Source organism: Ruminococcus sp. 5_1_39BFAA, assembly GCF_964240875.1.
Lineage (GTDB): Bacteria > Bacillota > Clostridia > Lachnospirales > Lachnospiraceae > Blautia_A.
Genome location: NZ_CAXSVO010000002.1, coordinates 84652 through 106175, shown reverse-complemented (window position 1 = coordinate 106175; position 21524 = coordinate 84652). Strand labels below are relative to the sequence as shown.

22 protein-coding genes and 1 pseudogene are annotated in these 21524 nt (G+C 40.2%); 5 read left to right on the top strand and 18 right to left on the bottom strand.

Annotated elements, in window-relative coordinates; genetic code table 11:
• Positions 1 to 6: 6 nt before the first annotated feature.
• From ACESZH_RS03075 to ACESZH_RS03035, 9 genes and pseudogenes are all read right to left on the bottom strand, one after another.
• Complete coding sequence (locus ACESZH_RS03075) at positions 7 to 222, bottom strand: Maff2 family mobile element protein (protein ID WP_009268903.1); 216 nt, start codon at positions 220 to 222, stop codon at positions 7 to 9.
• Between the two features lie 244 nt (positions 223 to 466).
• Positions 467 to 2125, bottom strand: a pseudogene (locus tag ACESZH_RS03070) (VirD4-like conjugal transfer protein, CD1115 family); the annotation flags it as partial.
• Positions 2126 to 2280: 155 nt separating this feature from the next.
• The gene (locus ACESZH_RS03065) at positions 2281 to 2844 is read right to left on the bottom strand and encodes a PcfB family protein (RefSeq protein ID WP_373212584.1); all 564 of its coding nucleotides are present in this window, start codon (positions 2842 to 2844) and stop codon (positions 2281 to 2283) included.
• On the bottom strand, positions 2845 to 3036 hold the full coding sequence (locus ACESZH_RS03060) for a hypothetical protein (protein WP_373212586.1): 192 nt from the start codon (positions 3034 to 3036) through the stop codon (positions 2845 to 2847).
• Between the two features lie 69 nt (positions 3037 to 3105).
• Positions 3106 to 8334 carry a SpaA isopeptide-forming pilin-related protein gene (locus ACESZH_RS03055; protein ID WP_373212587.1) on the bottom strand — a complete coding sequence of 1743 codons (5229 nt, stop codon included), beginning with the start codon at positions 8332 to 8334 and terminating at the stop codon, positions 3106 to 3108.
• A 470-nt stretch (positions 8335 to 8804) separates the two neighbouring features.
• A complete protein-coding gene (locus ACESZH_RS03050; RefSeq protein ID WP_373212589.1) occupies positions 8805 to 9425 on the bottom strand; it encodes a sigma-70 family RNA polymerase sigma factor in 621 nt (206 codons plus the stop codon).
• A 445-nt stretch (positions 9426 to 9870) separates the two neighbouring features.
• Positions 9871 to 10107, bottom strand: coding sequence for a hypothetical protein (locus ACESZH_RS03045; RefSeq protein ID WP_373212591.1), 237 nt, complete (start codon positions 10105 to 10107; stop codon positions 9871 to 9873).
• Positions 10108 to 10336: 229 nt separating this feature from the next.
• Positions 10337 to 10753, bottom strand: coding sequence for a hypothetical protein (locus ACESZH_RS03040; RefSeq protein WP_373212592.1), 417 nt, complete (start codon positions 10751 to 10753; stop codon positions 10337 to 10339).
• Positions 10754 to 10764: 11 nt separating this feature from the next.
• Complete coding sequence (locus ACESZH_RS03035) at positions 10765 to 12045, bottom strand: DNA repair protein (protein ID WP_373219857.1); 1281 nt, start codon at positions 12043 to 12045, stop codon at positions 10765 to 10767.
• A gap of 296 nt (positions 12046 to 12341) precedes the next feature.
• Here ACESZH_RS03035 and ACESZH_RS03030 point away from each other — a divergent pair, with 296 nt between their 5' ends.
• Both ACESZH_RS03030 and ACESZH_RS03025 read left to right on the top strand, forming a co-directional pair.
• Positions 12342 to 12752 (top strand): helix-turn-helix domain-containing protein, encoded by a 411-nt coding sequence (locus tag ACESZH_RS03030; RefSeq protein WP_009263234.1) that lies wholly within the window; start codon positions 12342 to 12344, stop codon positions 12750 to 12752.
• Between the two features lie 84 nt (positions 12753 to 12836).
• A complete protein-coding gene (locus ACESZH_RS03025) occupies positions 12837 to 13361 on the top strand; it encodes an ImmA/IrrE family metallo-endopeptidase (protein ID WP_373212598.1) in 525 nt (174 codons plus the stop codon).
• Positions 13362 to 13420: 59 nt separating this feature from the next.
• On the opposite strand, the gene ACESZH_RS03020 is transcribed toward ACESZH_RS03025, so the two are convergent.
• Positions 13421 to 13582, bottom strand: coding sequence for an Arc family DNA-binding protein (locus ACESZH_RS03020; RefSeq protein WP_373212601.1), 162 nt, complete (start codon positions 13580 to 13582; stop codon positions 13421 to 13423).
• Positions 13583 to 13714: 132 nt separating this feature from the next.
• Between ACESZH_RS03020 and ACESZH_RS03015 the strand changes: the two genes are divergently transcribed.
• From ACESZH_RS03015 to ACESZH_RS03005, 3 genes are read left to right on the top strand one after another with little or no spacing between them, the layout of a single operon-like run.
• Positions 13715 to 14425, top strand: coding sequence for a hypothetical protein (locus ACESZH_RS03015; RefSeq protein ID WP_373212604.1), 711 nt, complete (start codon positions 13715 to 13717; stop codon positions 14423 to 14425).
• A gap of 52 nt (positions 14426 to 14477) precedes the next feature.
• Entirely contained in the window at positions 14478 to 14651 is a 174-nt protein-coding gene (locus tag ACESZH_RS03010; protein ID WP_373212605.1) for a hypothetical protein, read from the top strand.
• A gap of 55 nt (positions 14652 to 14706) precedes the next feature.
• Positions 14707 to 14937 (top strand): hypothetical protein, encoded by a 231-nt coding sequence (locus ACESZH_RS03005; RefSeq protein WP_064786545.1) that lies wholly within the window; start codon positions 14707 to 14709, stop codon positions 14935 to 14937.
• 100 nt (positions 14938 to 15037) lie between these two features.
• Here the strand turns inward: ACESZH_RS03005 and ACESZH_RS03000 are convergent, their stop codons facing one another.
• From ACESZH_RS03000 to greA, 8 genes are all read right to left on the bottom strand, one after another.
• Positions 15038 to 15334, bottom strand: coding sequence for a hypothetical protein (locus ACESZH_RS03000; RefSeq protein ID WP_009461895.1), 297 nt, complete (start codon positions 15332 to 15334; stop codon positions 15038 to 15040).
• Between the two features lie 10 nt (positions 15335 to 15344).
• A complete protein-coding gene (locus tag ACESZH_RS02995; RefSeq protein ID WP_373212608.1) occupies positions 15345 to 16343 on the bottom strand; it encodes a DUF6017 domain-containing protein in 999 nt (332 codons plus the stop codon).
• Positions 16344 to 16433: 90 nt separating this feature from the next.
• On the bottom strand, positions 16434 to 17333 hold the full coding sequence (locus ACESZH_RS02990) for a ParB/RepB/Spo0J family partition protein (protein ID WP_373212610.1): 900 nt from the start codon (positions 17331 to 17333) through the stop codon (positions 16434 to 16436).
• Complete coding sequence (locus ACESZH_RS02985; RefSeq protein WP_117825258.1) at positions 17323 to 18108, bottom strand: ParA family protein; 786 nt, start codon at positions 18106 to 18108, stop codon at positions 17323 to 17325. The genes ACESZH_RS02990 and ACESZH_RS02985 overlap by 11 nt, the downstream gene beginning before the upstream one ends.
• Complete coding sequence (locus ACESZH_RS02980) at positions 18087 to 18344, bottom strand: excisionase (protein WP_118700171.1); 258 nt, start codon at positions 18342 to 18344, stop codon at positions 18087 to 18089. Before ACESZH_RS02980 ends, ACESZH_RS02985 begins: the two co-directional genes overlap by 22 nt.
• A 33-nt stretch (positions 18345 to 18377) precedes the next feature.
• Entirely contained in the window at positions 18378 to 18614 is a 237-nt protein-coding gene (locus ACESZH_RS02975) for a DUF6462 family protein (protein ID WP_008976884.1), read from the bottom strand.
• Positions 18615 to 18853: 239 nt separating this feature from the next.
• Entirely contained in the window at positions 18854 to 20800 is a 1947-nt protein-coding gene (lysS, locus tag ACESZH_RS02970; protein WP_373212613.1) for a lysine--tRNA ligase, read from the bottom strand.
• A gap of 33 nt (positions 20801 to 20833) precedes the next feature.
• Positions 20834 to 21316, bottom strand: a complete 483-nt coding sequence (greA, locus tag ACESZH_RS02965) for a transcription elongation factor GreA (RefSeq protein WP_373212616.1) — start codon at positions 21314 to 21316, stop codon at positions 20834 to 20836.
• Between the last annotated feature and the right edge of the window lie 208 nt (positions 21317 to 21524).

Below are 21524 nucleotides of genomic sequence, written 5' to 3'. Positions count from 1 at the left end.
TTTCCTTTAACCAAATAATCCACTCAAAAGCGGAATCAACTGTGTACCGATCAGGATCACACCACCGCCACTCATAAGCTGCTTAATTCCCTGTGATTTAGCACCAGGATTATCATTTCCGTAACCTTCCATCAGGTTGATGACTCCCCAGACACCAAGACCTGCACCAATCGCTACGACTAATGTCTGTAAGATTGTAATTGCACTTCCGAAAAATCCCATATTCTTTTCTGAATAAACGCTGTTTCTATGGTCTGTCAGCGTTTCCTCTCTCCTTTCCCTATTATTCAGACCTCTTTTTTCCCTGTCTTATTTGCAAGGTGATCTTATTTTTATCTTCACTTCCTTCTCCTTTCTGCCTGATCATCCGAACTTTTCTTAAAAAAACGCAAAAAAAGAGCACATAGATGGATATCTACATGCGCTAACGCCTTTTATTCTATTTTCGTATCTTCTTCGTGCTTTTCTATGATATATTCTGTTCTGCTTCTTTCACATCCTCTTCTGTTACATTTACTTCATACACTTCAAATTCTGTATCCTGAGAAAAGGCCAGCTTATGCTCCAGGTATTTTTCCACATCAAACGCATTCCTTTTATCCGCATCCGCCAATTCCTTATATCTCTTATGTTTTGTGATATCATATTTATTACTGAGAAATGGCCGCACGCCTCGAAGCTGCAAGATACATTTATTTCCATCCATTACAGCCAATTCATCCCGGCTCATCAATTCTTTCCCTGTCTTCTGATAATTCAAACCATAGGACTGGCTTGTCCCTCTGGTATCAGAGGTATTGTAAAGATCGATAGTCTCTTTTCCCAGCGTTTCCGAGATTTCCTTTAACGTGGAACTTTCTTTTCCTCCAAGAAATAATACGGTATCGCAATTCCCCGTGATGGTTTCAGCAGCATCCTTATAAATGGTTTTTAACTGGCTTTGCGACTGTAAAATAATAGAGGCGGAGATCTCACGACTTCGGATCGTTGCGATCAGTTTATCAAATTTGGGAATCTGACCGATATTACTGAACTCATCCAGCAGTAATCGTACATGGTACGGAAGTCTTCCACCATGCTCATCATCTGCTTTATCACAGAGCAGATTAAAAAGCTGTGTGTACATGATCGCCACCACAAAATTGAATGTATCATCGGTATCACTGATAATGACAAACATTGCTGTCTTCTGATCTCCAATCATATCCAACTCCATCTCATCATAGGACATGATCTCCCGAAGCTCTTGGATATCAAATGGTGCAAGTCTGGCGCCGCAGGAAATAAGGATCGACTTCGCTGTTTTTCCGGCAGCCAGCTTATATTTTCGATATTGTCTGACTGCAAAGTGTTCCGGATTCTCTGCCTCCAATTCTTCAAACAGTTCATCTACCGCATTCTTAAATTCTTCATCATCTTCTCGCGTTTCACTGGCATTGATAAATTCCAACAGGGTAGAAAAGTTCTGTTCTTCTTCCGGCGCTTCATACCAGATATAACCGATCAAAGCGGAGTACAGAAGACGTTCCGCTTTGATCCAAAAATCCTCTGTAGATTTTTCTCCTTCCCCCTTCGTATTTGCTATGATGGTATTCACCAGTTTTAAGATATCTTTTTCACTGCGGATGTAATGGAATGGATTATAATGCATGGACTTTTTAAAATTGATCGTATTCAGCACCTTGATCCGATAGCCGCCATTTACCAGCATCTTTCCACATTCCACAATGATGGTTCCCTTTGGATCAGTACAGACATAACTGACATTTGGAGTCATCTGCATAAGCTGAGGTTTCAAATAGAACCTTGTTTTTCCAGAACCTGAACTTCCGATCACGATCACGTTTTTATTCCTGGCATACTTCGGCTGTTTTGGTCTGCTATTCAGCGTAAGACGTTCTGTTTCAGTCAGAATGATGTTATTTTCAAACACCGGATCTTCAAATGGCTCGATATCCTTCCGGTTTCCCCATCTGGCCGATCCATACTCTTCTCCATGCCGGAACTTCTTCGCATTCTTCGCTTTATAATACAAGATCAACCGAAAGATAAACGCGGTCACCAATCCTCCTAACAAATCCTGCATATGGAAACTTGGGAGCCAGTTCGTAAATGCCAGTTGGAAATTCATCAGCATCACACCGATTTTTTCAATCATACTGTCACCAATGCAATGGCGGTATAGCCAAAAGCATTTATCCGCAAGATAGAAGATGATCAGATACGGAATACTTAATATCACCACTCTCTTCATCGGGATATTCTGCATCTTTTCCCGGATCATCGTTCCTGCCCTCTGACTTTCTGCTTCGTCTTGACTCTCTGACGATGTTTTGCTTTCCTCTCCTGTGTCTTCTGCAACTTCTTTCGGACAGAAGGCTTTTTCTTTTTAGACTGATCCAGCTCTGCTCCTGCATATTCTTTAAAAGCAGCCGTCATCACGTCCACATCTTTCGATTTAAAAAATACCAGATACAATGGCGGTTCCACATGGGAATCCTTTTTCAGACTATAATCAATCCCGTATTTCCGGGCTACCCGGTCAAAAGACTTGATATTTTGATCCGTGATCTGAATATTGGTAAGCTGTGCTCCCTGTGCGATCAGTTGTTTTATCGTCTGCTTTCCATGAGGCTTTTTCATCTCCTGTCGTTTTCTTTCTTTTTCTCTGCCCTTTTCCTGTGCTTTTCCCGTTTTGACAGCCTGTTTCACCTGTACCCGCTTCTGTTTCTGTCTGCTCATTCCATCCAGAAATTTTCTCATAGATGCCTTTAGCACGCCGGTACTCATCCGGGTTGTCTGAACACAAAGAGCTATGATTTTTTCATTCACTTCATCCTGCAATTAACCACTCCCTTTCTTCCCTTGATCTTTTGGGGGAAGCAAATAATAACACTGCCTCTCAATGCAGCCTTTTTTTCTCCCTCCCCACCAGTAGCAATATTTACAGGACCAGGGCTTTTCTTCACTGTATTTTCTCCCCGGCATTGCTGCATTTGGTTCCACGATCAGGTTCTTATCTCTTGTCCTGTCCATCCTCATGTTCCTCCTAACAATAAAGCGTTCACAGATTCCCTCCGGTTTCCATGAACGCTTTCTCTTACATTATTTCTTCTTTATTTTTCTTCCAAGGACTACCATTCCACTTAAGCTCATTCCAAGCACGATCAGCCATAACAGCAAGTTGGTGTTATCCCCAGTCTTCGGTGCATCTTTAGAAGGTTTTCCACCTTCCGGAGTGCTTTCTTTTGGTTTTTCCTCATCAACCATAACAACCTTCTGCACTTCGGCAGTATCTTTTACTTCAAATTCCACATCCTTTGCAACCAGATAACCTTCCGGTGCTGTTTCTTCCCTGAGCGTGTACTTTCCGATCGGAAGCATCTCTATATAATGTGCCTCTTCTGTAGATGTCCAGCTTTCTACCATTTTTCCATCTGCATCTAAGATCGTAAGTTTTGCACCTGGAAGTTCTTTTCCTGCGATATCCTGTTTCGAGATCAACACCTTTGTCACATCATCTTTCATCTCCTGTTTCTGGATTTCTGCAGTATTTTCTACTGTAAAGGTAATGCTCTCAGCAGTTACATATCCATCTGCCGGCTTTGTTTCTGTCATCGTATAGGATTTTCCAACGGTCAGCTCCTTGATCACATGGGCTTTCTTTGTAGATACCCACTCATCGATTACATTTCCGTCTTCATCTGTCACCTTCAGATGAGCCCCCGGAAGTTCTTTTCCTGTCGTAAGGTCTGTTTTCGTAAGTTCTACCGTTGTCGGCTCATTTTCAAAAACAAACTCATAGGAAACCTCAGCTTCTTCTGGTTTTCCATACTCAAAAGTGAATTCCTTTTCTTCATTCGATGTCACAAAACCATCCGGCGCATAGATTTCTTTTACGATATAGGTCCCATCCACTGGAAGATCTGCTTTGAAAAGGATCTGTCCATTTTCATCCGTTGTTTTCTGCTCGATCAACGTTCCGGCTTCCATCAGGACTTTTCCATCTCTGCCTTTGATATCTTCTTTTGTAAATAAGCCGAAGATCGCACCTTCCAGCATACGTTCTGTTTCCTTTTCTTTTTTAAGGACCGTTACTTTTATCTTCTGACGGTTGTTCTGCCATTCTTCATCAAAAGTAACCACCGGTGTATCCTGATCGCGATAGGTCAGGTCCACAAATCTAGGCTCTCCATCCAGTACAAAACCATGTGCCGTTTTCACTTCCTTCACATAATATTTTCCTACCGGAAGGTCTTCCATTTTTGCGATCCCCTTCTCGTCGGTTGTGATCGTGCCTACCAGCTCATCTTTCTTATAATAATCTGCACTTACGCCATCCGCAGCCTTGATATCTTCTGCAGCATAGACTTCAAAGGTGACTTCACTTAAGTTTCCTGTGATATATTCAAAGAAATGTTCTACCGTTCCTTTCACATTATCCAGAAGAGTGATCTTCTCTAAAAATTCTCCCTTTTTGTTGATGATCAGAAGCCCTTTTGGAACCTCATCCTTCATTTCCACTTTCTGTACTTCGGCAGTATCTTTGACCGTAAATGTCACATCCGTTGCTTTCAGATAACCGTATGGAGCAAATTCTTCATGAAGAATATAAGTTTCCCCTACTGCAAGACGTTTGATCACATGTGGCTTCCCTTTTACGGAAGTCCATTCATCAATTACTGTTCCATCTTTATCAATCACTTTCAGGCTTGCACCCTCCAGCTCTACGCCTGTGGTCAGATCAGACTTTGTGAACTCTGCTGTAGTCGGTTCATTCTTCTTTACGGCCTGTAAGGAAACAATCTTTGTCTCCTGTCCCTGATACTCTGCAACAAATTCCAGAACCTCATCCGAAGAAACAAAACCTTCCGGCGCTTTTAATTCTTTTACATAGTATTCTCCAAATGGAAGATCCAGGGTGCATGTTGCCATACCGTTCTCATCGGATGTCATTTCCTGTAATAAGGTATCTGCTTTCACAAGAACTTTTCCATTTGCCTGGATATCTTTCTTGTTATAGATGCCAAATACAGCCCCGGATAATACCTGTCCATTTTCTGCATCCTGCTTTTCTACGGAAATAGCGACTTTCTGTCTGTCATTTCCTACGATTGCTTCTGCTTCCACGATCGGTGTATCCTGATCCTGATAAGTTAATGCAACCTTTACCGGCTCCGGATTTAATACAAATCCTTCCGGCGCCTTTGTTTCCACTACATAGTATCTTCCAAGTGGCAGATCCTTTGCTACAGCTTTTCCACTCTCTCCCGTTGTGATCGTTGTCACAAGCGTATCCTTTGCATAAAGTACGATACGGTTTCCATCTGCATCTTTCTGATGATCCGGAGTGCAGATATCCTCTGCCGCACGTACTTCAAATTCCGCCCCGGAAAGGTACTGTTCTTTATAGATAAAGTCGTTCTCAAAACCGGAAAGCATCTCACCTTTCTTATACACAATAAGATTTCCCTTTACCGGCTGATCTTCATAGGAAACTTCAATGATCACATCTCCACTTACTCCATCTACTTCATAGGCAGTATCCGAATCCACGGTAATCTCTACATAGTTTTTGTTCACAACATATCCATCCGGTGCTGTCACTTCTTCAATACGATAGTGCCCGATCTCTAAGTTTTTCGGTAAGATCAGGTATCCCTGGCTGTCCGTAAAGAAAGATTTATGGACTGTGACCGTAGGATAGGTTGTTACCTGTTCCACATATTTCTTATGATCCAGATCATAAATTTTAAATTCTGTGCCGGCTACTAACACCGGTTTCTTTGTTTCATCATCTTTTTTGATGATCTTTAACTTTGCGGAAAATTCTTTATCCAACAGTACCTTCCAAACCTGCGGTTTATCCGGATTGTTTTCACGGATGGTAATCTCAAAATCCTCTACCGGTTTATAATTATGAGGTGTGGTTGTTTCTCGTACAATATACGTTCCATATGGAAGCGGAATACTGCACGCATACCCTTTCTCATCTGTGAACATTTCCGTTTTACCATCTGCTGTAAGGATGACTGGCTCTGCATGGGAAAAATCATAACTTCCATCCTCTTTTTTCTCCAGGCTGCTCTTTAAGTAAGCGCTGAAACCTGCCCCTTTTAACAGATCTGCATCCGTTTCTCCATTGTTCGCAGCTTTTATGATCTGGAACGGCTGTTTCATAACAAGTTCTGCTGATTTCACAGTACGTTCTATCGTTGGAACTGTGCCCCCTTCATAAGAACATTCCACATCATGCTCTGTCTCGTCTAACAGATATCCTTCCGGCGCCTGGATCTCTTTTACAAAATATTTTCCAAGATACAGGTCTTTTACCACAGCATCTCCCTTCCGATCTACTTTTAAGGTAGATACAAGATCTCCGGCTTTATGGACAATTCCTGTTGTTCCATCTGGATGTACAATGTTTTCTCTCGCATAGAGGCCATACACCGCACCTTCTAAAGTCGCATCTCCTTGTGGATTTGCCCCTGTTTCTGCGTCTTCTTTGATCAGATGGATTTTTGCATAAGTACGTTCATCCAAAACATTCTTTGTACTTGTTTTACCGATATTGATATCTACCGGATAAACAGTTGGATCTGCCTGATAATTTGCCGGTGGCTGGATCTCTTTTACATACACAACATCCTGTGTTTTTTCGACTGTTACTTTAGAAGCACCTTTGCTGTCTGTTGCTGGCATCTGTGTGATTAAATCTGAGCATTCCTTATCACGGTAAACACCATAGATTGCTCCTGCCAGATGGTTTCCGGTGTCTTTATCATTCTTTACAATGGAAACCTCCGCCTGCTTTGTCCATGTAACATTCAGGCTTACTTTATTTGTTGTTTCCACACCTTCTCCAAAAATAAAGGCAAGATCTTGAGTACTGGAATTCGTTGTCAGCTTATATGCAGAATAATCTTTCTTCAATCCACCTGCCATCGTTGTAGCAAATACTTCTGCGGTATCTTCTGCCTGTGTCAGAGGCGCAGAAAGATAAAACTTTGTGCCTCCCTTGACCGTTACCTTTGCTCCCGGTGTACTTGTACTTCCTGTACTCACGTTGTGAAAACGCACTCCGGAAGGAAGGCTGATCGTCACACTCTGCTGTCCTGCCGCATGGAATGTGATTTCCTTTGTACGCTGTGTATTTCCTTCTACATAAGCCTTTACATTGGCATCGGAAAATGACATGGACACATCCGGTATCTCAGGCTTCTTTACACAATAATTGTAAATATCCATTGCTAGTTCCTGTCCTGTTGCATTAGTTCCATAGAACGCATCACTACTGCCATAAGCATAAGCAGCCGCCATATGGACAAGGATAAATCTCTTTCCTGCTGAAAAATCACTGTGCTTGTTCGCAAAATAACTTTCTGCACCTGCCGCATCGGTACCGTAATAACATACCTTTGCAAGATCCTGATTATCAGCCAGCTTTGTAATGGTATAGGTACCAGAACCCGGACCTGGCTTTGCCGGCTGGATACAATAAGCCGTTGCTCTTACACTTCCATAAGAAATATAATACGGCTCTGTAAGATATGTTCCAAGCCCATAGTCTGCATATCGATATATTGGACCTTTTTCAATAGTTACCTGCTGAGATCCTACACTTGCATCTCTGGCTGCTATTGCTGAAAAAGTCGCAACTTCTCCGGTTTCCATAGACTCAAAATCAACTCCCTGATTTGCAGCCTGTTCCATTACATCATGTAATGCTAATCCCGATCCTTCATCAAAGGTATCCTGCTCTGTCATCTGTTCTACCAAAGCATCAAAAGCAGCATTTCCTTCTGATACATCCGGTGTCTCTGTTGGGATTTCTGACGGCTTCTCTGAATCCTCCTCATCTTCTTCCGTCTCTTTTGTTTCGGATTGCTCTGCATCTGCTGAAGGACTTTCACTCTCTTTTTCTATTTCCTTTACGACCACATTTCTGCTGATCTGATAATTCGGATGTTCCTGATTGACCGTTTCTACCTGATAAACAGTTTTATAGGTATCTGCGTGGGATGTTGTAAAATCCTCTCCCTGCTCATTCTTTGCTTCCTCAAAAGTAATCTTTACCTTTGCCGCATCCTTGATCTCTAACCCTGTAAAATCCGTTTTTACATCAAAACTTGTTCCCACTTCCACCTGATGATCCTTTGCCAGAACAATTTCATCTTCATCTAGCTGGCTTTGCACCTCTTCCAAAAGAGGTAGTTTTCTTTCTTTCGGAAGCTCCGCAGCATAACTGCTGATTGGTGATAACACCGTAGATAAAAGAGTGACCGCTGTCAGCAATCCGGATACAACCCGCTTTGCTTTTTGTTTCACTTTCATGTTCTTAAATCCTTCCTTTCTTCTGAATCTTATTTATCCGTTATACTTGTTCATCGTTTTCCATCATTCTTTCCTGAAAATAATCCCCTCCTTTCCTGGTTTTGTGCTATTTGGGACAGTCAGCACTTTGCTGAGATAACAGCACAAATATATGGCGGTATCTGCCTTTTCAAACAAACACCGCCATATGATTTCTACTGTCATCCTCATTTTGATTCAGACAATTATTTTTTATTTAAGATTTAAGCGTTTTCCTGTTCTCTTCCCCGGATCCGTTCCTGTTTTAGAGTCCATATCTCCAAAACGTTTTCTCTGTCAGGACACGCACAATGCACATTCAAGGCAGGTATCACTCCGGGCAGGCTATTCTCTTTTCAAGGTACATGAAGTGTTTCTTACAAACGTCTTCATATAACGAAAGGAAAAGGGCCTATTTTACAGGGTGCTTTTTAAATTTTTTTGATTTTTTTTTAATTTTCTTCTGCATCTGCATGTTTTTTCATGACAGAAAGTGCTCTTTGCATCATTTCACAAACACTCTGCTGTCTGATCCCAAGATAGTCCGCAATCTTCTCTTGATTCATTTTTTCAAAGTAAAATAACTGGATGATTTCTTTCTGTCTGGCAGTCAGACAACCTAAGAAATCGCGGACCATCTCTTTTTCAATATACTGGTCGAGAAAATCTGAAGCTGGATCTAGCAGTAAGATTCTGTCATCCGCATAATCGCTATACGAAACGAGTCTATGGTTTGATGCCACCTTAGTCTGATTTATTTCCATACGATCCGTTGCTTCCATTAACAAACGAATATACCAATTTTCGTTGTCAAAAAATTCTTCGTTCATAATGCTTCGATCTTCCTTCACATCCATGTATTGATAATCTTTACAGGAATGGAGTGGAAAGATGGTTTTCTTTCCGTTTTCCCTGTATAACACATACCCATTTGCGTAAACGGTAATATCACATTCCCCACTCAGAATTTCCTTTACTACAATCTCTTCTTTTTCTAACGCCTTTTCAGAAGGGACTCTCTTTGTCATACCTGCCACTTTTACTACTTTCTTTAATTCTTTTAATGTCAACATATGGACCACCTTTCTGCCTTACGGCTACGGGTGATCCATGAACTCTATAAAAATCTCATCACAATTAGCCACGAACTCACCCGTTTTTTTTGAACGGGAGCCCGCAGCTCCTATGTAATTACCTCCTTCGGCTATATCATACAAAATCCCGTATGATCTCTGATTTTTGCACACGAAACTTTGCCCTCTATATATAGAAAGGAAAAAGCCCTGTTTTACAGGTAAAAAACTCAACTTTTTTTTAAATTTTTGAGGAAAACAAAAAAAGCCGGCAAAACAAATGCTTCCACAGACACAGAATGAAATATCATCCTGCATTGTATCTGCAAATGTTTTGCCGGGCTCTTCATGATTCCAGTCAGGTTCAGCTCCTTGACAAACTCTTGCTATCAGGTGCAGCCTTGATGGTTCCAGCCAAATCCACCGCTTATCCTAATAGCTCATTTTATTTAATTTCCTTTCGGGAATTCATCACTTTTTGAGAATACACCCGCATTCTTTCTTTCAGTTTTTCGTCTTTGATGTGCAAAGGCCGTACTGAAACAATATCATCTTTTACTAAAATCTCCAAAGTGCTTCTACATTTCTTACATTCTACTTCTGAATCGCAATGTGCGCTTTTCTCAATAAATGCTCCACATACAGAGCAATGTACATGCCATCTGATAGCATCTGATCCCATAGGCTTCCTCCTTTAAGCAATAATAAAAAAGTCCATTTTATTACTCAACGGATCAAAGGGAAATCAAATCCGCCTTATGAGCATCATGTTGTCCATTCCGTAAGTGCCAAAGCTGCACGAACAGCATGATCATCAAATCCCAGACCTGCTTTGTTGATCTGGCGCATCCATCCTTATTCTCTCCGAATTCCCACTCACCCAGGATCCTAAGAATTTCTGCCGATTGTATTTAACAAGGTAATTCCAATTCTTCAAATATATCTCCGGATAACTCACAAAGATCCGGAATCAAAATGATCGTATCATCAATCCGTAAATGAATCGATGGATCAAAAAATTCAACGGTTCCGCAAATCGTATGATACTGGCCTGCCGGTTTCATTTCCCGGCTTTCTTTAAAATAGGTTGCCTGTATCTTCATTCCAACAGAAACCATCTGTAGCTTCCTATCCAATCCACATTTTTGTTCTTCGGATAACATCTTCCTTTGTTCATAAAGTATTTCCTGTTTCCGTATGATCTCTTCAAATCCCCGAAGTGCTGCAAAAGGGGCAAATTGCTTCGCTCTGTGCTGCACATCCATAGGATATCTTTTGGAAACCGGTCTCGGAATATATAAATATTTCTGATAATCCTTTGCCAGCATACTTTCACCTCCTACGCACGATGTCCCCCAACCTGATTATTTCTTTCCCGATAGGTAGAACATTCCAACAGATTGGATCCCCGCATGATCGCATTCTTTCCATAACGCTTTTTCACCTGTAATACTGCTTCCTGCAGATGTCTTTCCTTTTCTGCTTTTATGGAATCCTGGAAAAGAGTATATTGCTGATAGCCTTCTGGTGTTATCTTATTTGCAATGATTTCTATCCGTCTGATTCCGGTATGTGGATCTGCGATCTTTCGATAAAGCGCTTCTACTGTATCGATCATTTCCTTGGAACGATTGGTACGATCCGGAAACCTTACGGTTCCTTTCGATGGCTCCCTTTCAAAACGATGATCGTAAGCGATCCACAAGGTTACAGAATTCGTTACCAGTCCCTTTTCCACCAGGTCCAAAACCAGTACATCTGTCATTTCTCTTACAACAACAGCAGCTTCTTCAAATGTGTAATTTCTCATCAATACCTGTCCATTGGAAAGACTATGCTCTTCTGTATGATAATTTTTGATATCACTCATTTTACAGGACTCACAGCCCCAGGCATGATCGATCAATAGTTCTGCATCGATTCCAAACATTTTATACAGCCAGTCTTCCGACTGGATAGAGGCAAGTGCGATATCTCCCATCGTTTGGATTCCATATCCGGTTAATTTTCTCTCTGTTCTGGAACCAATGCGCCAGAAATCACTCAATGGTTTATGTTCCCATAACTGTTCCCGGTAAGAGATCTCATCCAACATTCCGATATGATCCTCTATATGTTTTGCCACAATATCCATTGCGATCTTTGCAAGATACAGGTTAGTTCCAATTCCTGCTGTTGCTGTAATTCCGGTTTCTTCCATGACCGCATCCATCAGTTTTTGTGCCATTTCTTTCGCAGTAAGGTGATACAGGGAAAGGTATCTTGTGACATCCATAAAGCACTCATCCACACTGTAAACATGGATATCTTCTTTTGCCACATAGTTTAAATAAATCCCATAGATTCTTGCCGAATACTCCATATAGAGCTGCATCCTCGGTTTTGCCACAATATATTCGATATGATCCGGTATCTCATGGATCCTGCAACGGTTACGGATCCCCAGCTTTTTCATAGCCGGCGTGATAGCAAGGCAAATAGTGGATACCGATCGGTTCGGATCTGCAACAACCAGATTGGTAGTAAACGGATCCAGTCCTCTTTCCACACACTCAACAGAAGCATAAAAAGATTTCAGATCAATACAGAGGAATGTTTCCTTCTGTTTCAAATCAATCACCTCCCATAAGTTGCCTATCTTTCTCTTTCCCATAAGCAATCCGATCTCATTCCAACTCGTTTTCACACGATAGAAATCGTGTCAAAACAGGCAATTTTCAGTAAATGCATTGACAAGAAAGGAAATATCATTTATATTATAGGCAAGTAATTGCCGTTCTGTTGTGATTCACATTATAGGCAATCATTCGCCTCTTGTCAAGAGGCAACTTGTTGATTATGGGAAATTTATTTCCCATCCCGTTTCAGCATCATACATAAAGATCCTGAAACGCCAATTAGAAAGTAGGTATTTTTATGACATTCGGTGAAAAAGTGAAAAATTTAAGAAAGAACAAAGGACTCAACCAAACCCAATTAGCCGATGCTGTCGGTGTCTCCCTTCGGACTGTTCGGGGATGGGAAATTGAAGGCCGTTATCCAAAGAAACATGACCTTTACCAGAAACTTGCAGACATTTTAAGCTGCGATATCTCCTATCTCATGACAGAAGAAGAGGCTTTTATCACAGAAGCATCTGAACAATTTGGAAACCGTGGAGCAAAACAGGCTCAGCAGATCTTAGAACAGGCCGCTGCAATGTTCGCCGGCGGGGAACTTTCTGATGAAGATAAAACGGCCTTTATGGATGAGATCCAGTCTCTATATCTGGATTCCAAAAGACGTGCAAAGAAATTTACACCAAAGAAATATTTAGATGCCAAATAGATGGGGTGATTATTGGACAGCCTATAGGATATAGTTTTATTGTCAGAAGTAACATTACCCGCTTCTGTTTAATTCTTACACGAGGTGATATATTTGGGGAATTCATATATTTACAACAAAGTAGAAAAACTTGTAAAAAAGTTCAAGACCAGGGATCCTTTTGAAATACTGGAAGAAATAAATGTGATCGTTGGAGAAACAGACCGCTACGAAAAATTAAAAGGATACTGTTTCATGAGCTGCCAGACCATTTATGTTATGGTAAGCAGTTTTCTCTCTGAGGAAGAGAAAAAGATTGTTGCCGCCCACGAACTCGGTCACATCATTCTGCATCGTTCTCAGCTCAAAATGGCGCCGATGAAAGATGATGTCTTATATAACATGAGGGATAATACGGAATACGAAGCGAACCTTTTCGCTGCAGATCTTATCCTGGATGATAAAGAAATCGCAGACCTGTCAAAGAACGAAGATCTGAACTATTTCGGGCTCTGTAGCTGCTTAAACTCCAGTCCGGAACTCATGAGCTTCAAGTTATACAGTCTGATCAAGCGTGGTCAGAACTACAATATGCCACTGGAAATACAGAGCAACTTCCTGGCCAAATAAAATTTGCCCGTTCCATACAACCGAACGGGCTTTTCTTGTATCCATATGTGAAGATTCTTTTATTTCAGTTCTCCATGCTTATTTTCAAATTCTATGATTGCCTGACGTATTAAATATAACACTTCTCCATTCATTGAACGCCCTTCAAATTCTGCCAGGCTTTTCAGTTTTTTATGCGTTTCAGCATCAATCCGTAATCCTAAATGCTTCTCTTTCTCCATGATTATTCTCTCCATCTCTATAAGTACATATTAAGTTCATATTTCAAGTTCATTTTAAGTACAAATGATGGTAGAATGTTTTAAATGAACTTATTTTAAGTACACTATATTTTTCCACGGAGGAATTCGATCATGCATGAAAAAAGAAAAAAATATTATCATATCAGGAAAGATTTATTCTGGTGCATCATCCTATTAGCTATATCCTTTCTCATCGGTTATGCTATACATCACCGCATTTTTCTAACACATTCCCTGAAAGCAGATGCCCCAAAAGAACGGACAGAAATAACCTTTGACGATCTGCAATCAAATCTGAAAGATATCTCTACATGCTATTTATGTGGAAGTTCTGATTATAGTATGATGGACTATTATCGAAAATTTGATACGGTTGGACTGATTTCCCTCAATGACTGGTACGTCTTAGATTTCCAACTAAAAGCATATGATGAAAACGGAAATGAAATACCAAATAAAACCGGTTCAAATATCCTTTTCGGAAACACAGGCGAAATCACGTATTCCTCTCATGGAGATATTTCCCGCGGAATGGCTGAGATAGATATCACGTTACCGGAAAACTATAAATTGAACAAAAGAAATCTAACGGATCATCTCTGCCAAAGTTGCCTTGATAAAGTTGCTGCTTCCTTAAAATATTGGAAATATAAAGATGAAAAAAAAGAACCAATACCGCTTTGTTTGGTCGATTTTAAAACTCTTGATATCTATTCCTTACAAGATTATTATCAATCAATTTTCATCCGGGATTATTATGTAGAAATAGATTTTGAAGACAATTCCGTAGAAACAAAAGCCTTTTATCTACCGGAAAGATAAAAATTATGATATACTGAAAAAAATGCCAAATCAGAAGTTATGGAGGAAGATGATGAAAAAAAGTAATATTACATTGATAATATTAGGATTGATTGTTATTTTATTTGCTATATTTTCTCCGTCAATAATAGCAGAAACGCAGGATCTGGCATGGAGAATTGTGATTGGCTTATTAGGGATTTTCTCACTTGGAGCTGGTATTTATAAAATAGTTCTTAAGAAATAAATCCCAGCTTGTCGAATTAAAAGAGGTAAAAAAATCTGAATTGGAGGTAAATAAAATGAAGAAAATAGTAGCAGGTGGTTTTTTATCATTGGTCGGCTCAATATGGGCATTAGCAATACTTGTTTCCGCAAGCAATAGTCTTGTAAATGAGTGGGTTACAGAGACTGGTCGCTTAATGTCAACAGTTATTGAAATGAAAATGATGTTTCCTCTTATCCTATGTGTAATTTGTATTGCATTTGGTATCATTATGATGCTTGTGGAGAGTTTTAGAAGAGATAAATAAATCTCAGTTTGGACTTTTCTTATAGAGCCTTTCCCTGAAGGAGAGGCTCTATAATTCTCTTATCTGAAATCACTAAGGCTACTTTAACTGTCATCTTTTCTTAACCTAAAATCAATGTACATATTTTTTCTCTAAGTAAGTCGATTACAGTATCTATAAATTCTCCGGCAAATAAGATAAAGATCAGAACACCTCCCATACAAGCCAGAAAAGCTGCCTGTAGCCAGTCTTGATAACAGATTACTGTTCCAATGAACAACGCCATAATTCCAAATCCCAATATTTTTTTTGCGACTGCCACCATATGTACTAATAGCTTCACTCCGGCACCTATGATCGAAATGATAAACCACAATGGAATCAATAACACTTTTCCTGCCACTTTTAAAATACCCATATCTGTCCTCCTATCTTGCCAGCCACGGCATTTCATGATTTACTTCTGCTCGGTAATATCCACTGATTGTTGAAGGTGCATTGAACAATGCCGCAAGTAAATATTTCTTGATATTCTTGATTTTACTCGTATTTCCTTCCAGACAATGCAGCACATACTCTACATGGGAATAATCCAGCTTCATGAATTTTCCTCTTACCAAAGCTCCTGAATACCAGTTGCTTGCAATCAGTACTTTATCACTCTTACACATAACAGTCTCTACGATCAGATCCACGATTTCATCAATCTGATTTTTGTCATGAGGATGACTCACTAACAAAGAATCATAATCCAGATTATCTTTGATCAGAGATTGATACGCATGTAACGTTTCCATCTCATCCTCTTCGGATCCTATCCCATCTGCAGATACGATATGATTAGATTTATTCTCACTAAGATTAGTATTGTTAATATTAGTATTATTAGAGTTTGAAATGTAAACTTCTTGAAGTTTATTTTCGGGACTTCTTGAAGTTTGTTTTTGGGACTTCTTGAAGTTTGAAATGTAAACTTCTTCTGTCTCTTCTTCCTCTACAGAAGTTTGATTTGTAAACTTCACCATCTTTGATTTTTCTTTTTTCTGTTCCTCACATTCCTCCTGAATAAATGATTTTACATAGATGATCGTAACCTTTCCAAATCCCTGCCTGCGCTTTTCGATCAAACCGATCCCTTTTTCATCATCCAGCTCCTGAAGAGATTTCACCGCTTTATTTCTGCCACAATTCAATAATTCCATGATATCTTCAATGGAAAAATAGATATATGCTCGATTTTCTTCATCAAACCACTGATTCTTAATGGATAAAGACATTCTGTCCAGCATCAAACCGTATAAAATCTTCGCATCACTGGAAAGATCCTTGAAGCACTCATTGGTAAATAGAGCTTTGGGTATTCTGTAAAAACTAAACTGGTCTGCTTCTGTTCCATAAAAATATTTAAAATTCATTTTTTTGTCCATGTATCTTCCTCCCTTCCTTTTTCTCATAGAAGTCCTTTTTTTAAACTTCTGCATCTATTCTTTCTTCGGGTTATCTTATTTTGACAACCCTCATTTCTGTTCTCTTTTCCATTGTTCCAACAATGCCTCAATCACCTTTTCCATATCCGTTTCCGAATAATCTTCCGGAAAATATTTTGTGAGCTTCTTTCCTGATAACACCACTTTTCGTTCCGGTGCTTTTACTGCTATGCAGCTATTGAAAATCGAGATCATAAATCCCTGGTTCACAGGTCCTTCTTCCAACTGTTTTCTCAAAGCTGTAATCTGCTTTGGTTTAACAAATCCTGTATCACGGATATACTCGTAGATCCATTTCTGTATTTCCTTTTCAATGTAGGAAATATCAACGGCAATGGTAAAATTCAATTTTTTTACATCTACCATATCTAATAATTCTGGAATCAATTCTGTAAGGCGAATGTAACGCTGAACATTACGAGCACTCTCTCCTACCTGTTCAGCTATAACTACATCAGTACGATACTTCGTGCCATTTTGGCACAAAGTTAAATCGTTTCTTACCCCTTGTCTCTTCATTGCCTCCAATTTCATTCTATAAGCAAATGCTTTTTCGCTCGGAAGTAACTCTTCTCGTTGGATATTGGCATCTACCATAGCGATGACTGCATCATCATCGGATAATTCTCTCACAATTGCAGGAATTGTTGCCAATCCAGCTATAACAGCCGCGTGCATTCTTCGATGACCTGAGATCATCTCATATCCATTTTCACCATCGGACCGTAACAAAACTGGTGTCAATACCCCGTAGGTCTTTACACTCTCTACTAAATCTGCCATTTTTTCATCATCCAATACTTTGAAAGGATGATCTTTAAATGCATGTATTCTGTTGATTTCTATTTCCATTGCAGACTCTTCATTGACTACTCCTAGCAATTCATCAATGCTTGTCAATTTGATTTTTTCTCCACTTCTACTTTTCATTTTCCAAAACCTCCTGCGTCAGATTTTCATAAGCCATAGATACTTTTCCATTTGGACAATGACAATAAATACTTTTTCCTTCCGCACTTGCTTCAGCTACCTTAACTGATAGTGGAATGACATTTTCAAAGATAGAAATCTTAGATCCATAAGTTTCTCTCACTCTGGAAGCAATATCTTTGGCGTAATTAGTACGAAAATCCACCATTGTCAAAAGAATTCCCTGTATCGTCAGCTTCCGGTTCAATCTCTTCTTTACCATAGAAATAGTCCTGATCAACTGTTGAAGTCCTTTAACCGGCAGATATGCAGCTTGTACAGGTATCAGAACCGTATCAGAAGCTACTAAAGCATTGATGGTCATCATGCCTAAACTCGGCATACAATCAATTAAAATATAATCGTATCGTGATCGCATCGTATCAATATATTCCTTCATGATCAGCTCTCTGCTCATTACATTACTCATGGTTACTTCTAAAGCAGATAACTCAATATTGGCTGGTAGGAGATCGATCTGTTCCTTATGATGTAAAATTCCTTCTTCTTCTCCAATTTCCTCGTCATTGATAATATTCATCATAATAGTTGCAAGAGTAGTTCCAATATCATCCGGTTCTACATATCCAAGACTTGCAGTTAGGCTTCCCTGTGGATCCGCATCAATCAACAATACTTTCTTTCCCTGTCTTGCCAATCCCACTCCAAGATTTAAAGTCGTTGTACTTTTTGCGACTCCGCCTTTCTGGTTTGCTACTGATATAACTTTTCCCATTCTTCTTTCTCCCTTCTGATATTCTCTCGCAGATATTTTTCAAATGTACTTCGTTTAATTAAAACTTTTTTTCCAATCTTATAAACTGCTCCTGCCTTATGAGATAATCTTACGATTGGCTTATATCCAAGATTGTAATAATCCATAGCTTGTCTATAACTTATAAATTCATGTTGCATAAATTCTATATCTTCATCATCAATAAGATGAGAAAACATCCAAACTTTTCCATGCATCTCGAATCCCCTTTTCTTCAAACTAACGTTCCCTTATTTTTCATGAAATTGCTCAAGATACTCATCAAAGATTTCTCTGTTTATCAAAACAATTCCATCCATTCTGTAAATCGCTCCTGCATCATTTGCTAGTTCCATCAATTTTTTATGTGACAAACTATATACAATTTCAGCTTGTTGATAACGAAGAAATTTTCTTCTAAGTCTGCGTGCTTCTTCTTTTACCTCTGAACGCTTCTGCTGGTTATAATACATATTTTCTGTTTTCAAATCTGTTTCCCCTTTCACCTTTTATTCGACCACAACGAACATTGTTAATGAATAAAAAAAGGACACTCTCTGAAAGATTTTTCTTTCAAAAAGTGCCCTCAACAATTCATATTGTTGGAGTAGTATTACTGACAACTAATCACCATTCTTCATGATGATTCATGTTTGAATACAAATTTGTTGTCAAATTGTTGTCAAAAAGAATTTTTGTTGTCAAATTGTGAAGATTTCTTACTTTCTTAGTACAACTTCGCTCCTGCCGGAATCTTATCATCCAGAATCAGAACATTGAGTCCTTCTCTTCCTTCTACAAGGTGTGTAGCGGAGATAATCATACCGCAAGAATCAATTCCCATCATCTTACGTGGAGGAAGATTTGTGATTGCAAGTAATGTCTTTCCTACTAAGAATTCTGGCTCATAGTAATCGTGAATTCCGCTTAAAATCACACGATCTACGCCACTTCCGTCATCTAATACGAACTTCAGAAGTTTCTTAGATTTTGGAACTGCTTCACATTCTTTTACCTTTACAGCTCGGAAATCTGACTTGCTGAATGTTTCGAAATCAACCATGTCTTTGAATAATGGTTCCACTTCTACGTTGGAGAAATCGTATGTTTCTTTCACTTCAGCAATCGCTTTTTCCACTGTTTTTTCAGCCGGAGCAGACTGTGCAGCATTGTTAGCTTCATTCTTTGCAGCCCCCATGCTCTTCATTGTCGGGAACAACAACACATCCCTAATCGCCGCCGAATCCGTCAGCAGCATGCACATACGGTCAATGCCGAAGCCGATTCCGCCTGTTGGCGGCATGCCAACCTCAAGTGCGTTCAGGAAGTCTTCATCCGTATGGTTTGCTTCCTCGTCGCCCTGGGCGAAGGCCTCCTCCTGGGCAGCGAAACGCTCGCGCTGGTCGATTGGATCGTTCAGCTCGGAATAGGCGTTTGCCATCTCCCAGCCGTTCATGAAGAACTCGAAACGCTCCACATATTCCGGATTCTCCGGTTTCTTCTTCGTAAGAGGAGAAATCTCAATCGGATGATCCATCACAAAGGTAGGCTGAACCAGGTGCTCCTCTACATACTCCTCAAAGAACAGGTTCAGGATATCGCCCTTCTTGTGGCGCTCCTCGTATTCAATGTGGTGTTCTTTTGCCGCAGCTCTTGCTTCCTCCAAGGTGTGGATCTCGTTAAAGTCAACACCGGAATATTTCTTAACTGCATCAAGCATAGTAATTCTCTCAAACGGCTTTCCGAGATCCATCTCTACACCATTGTAGGTAATGGTGGTGGTTCCCAGAACCTCCTGCGCTACAAAACGATACAGATTCTCGGTCAGATCCATCATACCGTGATAGTCGGTATATGCCTGATAAAGCTCCATCAGCGTGAACTCCGGATTGTGACGGGTATCAAGCCCCTCGTTACGGAATACACGCCCAATCTCATAAACTCTCTCCAAACCGCCTACGATCAGTCTCTTCAGATACAGTTCCAAAGAGATACGCAGCTTAAAGTCCTCATCAAGAGCATTGAAGTGTGTCTCAAAAGGTCTTGCTGCAGCGCCGCCTGCATTGGCAACCAGCATAGGAGTTTCTACCTCCATAAATCCCTGACCGTCCAGATATCTGCGGATAGCGCTTAAGATTTTGGAACGCTTTACAAATGTATCTTTAACCTCAGGATTCATGATCAGATCCACATATCTCTGACGGTAACGGGTATCCGTGTTTGTCAGGCCGTGGAATTTCTCCGGAAGCACCTGAAGGCTCTTGGATAACAGAGTCACTTCTGCGGCATGGATGGAAATCTCTCCGGTCTTGGTTTTGAATACCTCACCTTTGATTCCGATCACATCGCCTACATCCAGTTTTTTGAAGTCTTTATAAGATTCTTCACCAATACTGTCTCTTGCCACATAGGACTGAATCGTACCCTGCAGGTCCTGTACATGACAAAAAGAAGCTTTTCCCATAACACGCTTGGACATCATACGTCCTGCGATGGTTACAGACTGGCCTTCCAGCTCCTCAAATTTATCTTTCACTTCCTGGCTGTGATGAGTCACATCATATTTTACAATTTTAAAAGGATCCTTTCCATTTGCCTGTAACTCTGCCAGCTTCTCGCGGCGGACTTTAAGCAACTGGTTTAAATCCTGTTCCTGCTTCTTCTGCTCTGCCACTTTCGTGCCTCCCTTAATCTACTGATTTGCCTGTTATATGTTTCTCTGGATCTCCAGAACTTTATACTTCATAATGCCGGCCGGCATTTCAACCTCCACGATGTCACCAGTGTGTGCGCCGATCAACGCTCTGCCTACCGGAGACTCATTGGAAATCTTGCCCTGAAGGCTGTTTGCCTCCGTGGAACCTACGATTTTCAGCTCGATGTCCTCTTCGAATTCAAAATCGTGTACTTTAACTTTACATCCAACACTGATCTTGTCAAGGTCAACCTCATCCTCAACCACAACCTCAGCGTTCTTCAGAATTTTCTCGATTTCTTCGATACGTGCTTCAATATCTCTCTGCTCATCTTTAGCTGCATCGTACTCAGCATTCTCGGATAAATCGCCCTGTTCTCTGGCTTCTTTGATTTTTCCTGCTACTTCTTTTCTTTTTACTACCTTTAAATCATGCAGCTCTTCTTCCAGTTTTTTAAGTCCTGCATAGGTTAGTAAGTTCTTCTTTTCTTCCATTTACCTTACTCCCTTTCACCACCGGATTCCAGAGGGTTTTCTCCGGCTTCCGGATATTACATTTGATGCACCTTCCCGGCTCTTTTTCCTCCCTTCATTTAAAAAAGGGTAGAAAAACTCCAGGGTATTCACAATTTCACCATTATACCTAAAACCCTGCGCAATGTCAAGCTGTTGCGCCCTCTTTTCAGTGCAAAATCACCTGTTT